We start from the raw sequence: 3722 nt of genomic DNA on the forward strand, positions 1-3722 counted from the left end.
CCCACGCTTGTCACTTCCCCGGAATCGGCTTTTGCCGACTCCGCATGTACTGCGCTGGTCGTGACTCGGCCAGAGGCCACGTCTCTTCGGTCTGTCCGGCCCTGCGCAGGCAGGCCCGGAGCCGCAGCCCTCAGCCCCGAGGGGGCCATGCCTTGCTTGGGGCGGCCCGGCGCTGCGGCAGCCCCCATGCGTCATTCACTTTCGTTCATGCCGGGGCTTGTCACTTCCCCGGAATCGGCTTTTGCCGACTCCGCATGTACTGCGCGCCCATGAAGCAGGGCCTCTCGTTACGCACCTCCCAGCATCTGGCGCTGACACCGCAGTTGCAGCAGTCCATTCGCTTGCTGCAACTCTCCACCATGGAGCTCAGCAGCGAGGTCGATCAGATGCTCGACGACAACCCGTTCCTGGAGCGCGCGCACGAGGAGGCCGAGCGCGAAGCCTTCGGCCTGGCGCAAGCCGATGCTGCCGTCAGCCGCAGCGACCGCGAGCTGGAGTCTGCAGCCTACAGCGCCTCCGATGACAACTATTCGTCCCGGGTCGGCACCGGGTCGGCATCCGACGAGCCTGCCGCCGCCATCATGGATGAGGCCCCGAGCTGGGAAGGCGACGGCAGCGTCAGCCTGAGCCCGGACGACAGCGAATGGGGCGGCGAGGCGCGCGCGCACGGCAACAACCTCAGTGTTGACGACGAGCTGGACGCCACCGAACTGGCACGCAACCAGGAGTCGCTGCAGAGCTTTCTTCAGCGCCAGGCACTCACCCTGCGGCTGGGCCCCGAAGACCAGGCCGCACTGTATTTTTTGATTGAGTCGCTCAATGATGACGGTTACCTGGAAGACGACCTGACCGACCTTGCCACCGGCCTGGCGGGTGATGACGAAGCCCAGATTGAAGAACTGGTGCACCATTTCACCGTCGCGCTGCGACTGTTGCAAAGCCTGGAGCCCACCGGCGTTGGGGCGCGTGGCCTGGCCGAATGCCTGCGCCTGCAACTGCAAGCGCTGCAAGCCAACCCAGCCTTCGAGGCCAACATGCTGGCGGTGGCTTTGCGCATATGCGCCCAGCCGATGGACTTGCTGGCCCGTCGCGACATCAAGCACCTGATGCCCTTGTGCGATGCCACCGATGCCCAAGTGCGCGCCGCCATTGCCCTTATTGGCCGCCTCGAGCCCAAGCCGGGCCGCCGCTTTGTCGATGTCGAGCGCAACATCGTGGTGCCCGATGTGCTGGTCACCGCCGTGGGGCAAGGCCCGATGGTTAAGTTTCTGGTGCGCTTGAATCCCGAGGTCATGCCGCGCCTGCGCGTGCACGACATTTATGCCAACGCCCTGAAAGGCCACAAGGCGGGTGGCAACGACGCCGCCAATTTTGCCGCGCTGCAACAGCGCCTGCAGGAGGCGCGCTGGTTCATCAAGAACATCCAGCAGCGTTTCGACACCATCCTGCGCGTCAGCAGCGCCATCGTGGAACGCCAGAAAAGCTTCTTTGTGCACGGCGAGCTGGCCATGCGACCGCTGGTGCTGCGCGAAATTGCCGACGAGTTGGGCCTGCACGAGTCCACCATCAGCCGCGTCACCACTGCCAAATACATGGCCACCCCGTTCGGCACCTTCGAGCTCAAGTATTTCTTTGGTTCCGGTCTGGGCACCGAGTCGGGCGGCAACGCCTCAAGCACTGCGGTGCGCGCACTCATCAAACAATTTGTCGCCGCCGAAAGCCCAAAAAAACCGCTGAGCGACAACCAGTTGTCCGACATGCTCAAGGAACAAGGCATTGAGTGCGCCCGCCGCACCGTGGCCAAATACCGCGAAGGCCTGCGCATTGCGCCGGCGAGTTTGAGGAAAGAATTGTGAGACTTTGCGGGACAGACCAAGATTTGCGAAGCAAATTTGCTCTGTCCTCAACTGAGTAAGAAATTTATGCAACAACTCCAACTTTTCCTGCCCTGCGCCGCCGGCGTCGAGGACTACCTGGCCCCCGAAGTGCTGCGCATCACCGGCTTGCCGCCGGGTTGCATCACCAAACAACGCGGCGGTGTGGCGGTGCGCACATCGCTTAGCGACGCCATGTTGCTGAACCTGCACAGCCGCCTGGCCCAGCGCGTGCTGGTGCTGCTGAGCTACACCGAATACCGGGGCGAACAAGACCTGTACCGGGCCGCGTCTGAAGTGGCCTGGGAGCGCTGGTTCACCCCGCTTGAGTCCATCAAGGTCGAGATCACCGCGCAGCACAGCCCGCTGACCTCGCTGAACTTTGCCGCGCTCAAGATCAAGGACGCGGTGTGCGACCGCTTTCGCGCTGTCGCCAATGGCGTGCGCCCCGACGTCAACACCCAGCGGCCCGACGTGCGCATTTACGCCCACCTGACCACCGACAGTTGCTCGCTCTACATCGACACCTCGGGCGAACCCCTGTTCAAACGCGGCTGGCGCGAAGACAAGGGCGATGCACCGCTGAAAGAAACGCTGGCCGCCGCCATGATCGCCGCCAGCGGCTGGTTTGACGGCGACGACGATTTGAAACCGCTGTACGACCCGTGTTGCGGCAGCGGCACCATCGTCATTGAAGCGGCGCAGATGGCCTGCAATATCGCCGCCGGCAGCCGTCGCCGTTTTGCTTTCGAGAAATACGTGCCGTTCAAAAAACAGGTGTGGGACGCCATCAAGCAGGAGGCGCATGACGCCGAGGTGGTGCGCTCACCCGACCAGAAACCCATCATCTTTGGCAGCGACGTGGCGCACCGCATGGTCGATTTCGCGCAGCGCAACGCCGCGCGCGCCGGTGTCGCCGACGTGATCGAGTTTCGCGGCGGGGATGCCCTGCAGCGCCTGCCCCCCATTGATGTCAGCAGCACCGCTGGTGGCGTCATGCTGCTGAACCCGCCTTACGGTGAACGTATTGACGTGGGTGGTGTTGCCAAAGGCGGGCCGCGCGATGCCAGTGGTTTTGAAGACGAGCCCAATGTGCCGCGCTTCGGTGCCCGTGAACTGCCGCAACTTGAGGGCGCGGGCGAATTTTTCAGCCAGCTCGCCAGCCACTGGAAGAAGCACTACGCCGGCTGGAGCGCCTGGGTGCTCACACCCGACCTCAAACTGCCCGGCAAGATGCGCCTGAAGGAAACCCGCCGCGTGCCGATGTGGAACGGCCCCATCGAATGCCGGCTGTTCCGCTTTGACATGGTGGCTGGAAAAATGGAGAAATCGGGGTGAGGGTGGTGCTCGACACCAACATCGTGCTCGACGCCTTTGTCTTTGACGACCCGGCCTCTCGCCCGCTCAAGTCGGCGCTGGCCGCACAGCAACTCGAATGGATCGCCACCAAAGCCATGCGCGATGAGCTGGCGCGGGTGCTTTGCTACCCCAAAATCGTGCCGCGCATGGCGTATTACCAAGTCACGTCCAGCCATGTGCTGGCCCAGTTCGACGGCCAGGCCACGCTGGTCGACACGGCGCCCAAGGCCGGCGTCACCTGCCGCGACCCCGATGACCAGATGTTCATCGATCTGGCCGTCTCGCACCAGGCCCTGCTGCTGAGCAAGGACCAGGCTGTGCTTTGCATGCATAAACGGCTACTGGCGCTTGACGTCCGGGCACGGGCTGCGCTGGCTTGAACCGGGCAGCAAGGGCTTGCAGGCGACCCACACGCTCACGCCTGCGAAGGGCGTTTCTCGATGAACGCCTGAACGCCCTCCAAAGCAGATTCATCCATCATGTTGCAGG

At 63.5% G+C, this 3722-nt stretch carries 3 protein-coding genes; all 3 read left to right on the top strand.

Annotated features, from left to right (window positions below):
- Window positions 1–269 precede the first annotated feature (269 nt).
- The 3 genes from rpoN to IBX54_RS13430 all read left to right on the top strand — a co-directional run bounded on the left by rpoN (window position 270) and on the right by IBX54_RS13430 (window position 3613).
- Window positions 270–1856, top strand: a complete 1587-nt coding sequence (rpoN, locus tag IBX54_RS13420) for an RNA polymerase factor sigma-54 (RefSeq protein WP_296543162.1) — start codon at window positions 270–272, stop codon at window positions 1854–1856.
- Window positions 1857–1922: 66 nt separating this feature from the next.
- Complete coding sequence (locus tag IBX54_RS13425) at window positions 1923–3212, top strand: class I SAM-dependent RNA methyltransferase (RefSeq protein ID WP_296543163.1); 1290 nt, start codon at window positions 1923–1925, stop codon at window positions 3210–3212.
- The gene (locus IBX54_RS13430; RefSeq protein ID WP_296543164.1) at window positions 3209–3613 is read left to right on the top strand and encodes a putative toxin-antitoxin system toxin component, PIN family; all 405 of its coding nucleotides are present in this window, start codon (window positions 3209–3211) and stop codon (window positions 3611–3613) included. Before IBX54_RS13425 ends, IBX54_RS13430 begins: the two co-directional genes overlap by 4 nt.
- Window positions 3614–3722 lie beyond the last annotated feature (109 nt).

The sequence above is a fragment of the Rhodoferax sp. genome, assembly GCF_014859475.1.
Lineage (GTDB): Bacteria > Pseudomonadota > Gammaproteobacteria > Burkholderiales > Burkholderiaceae_C > Rhodoferax.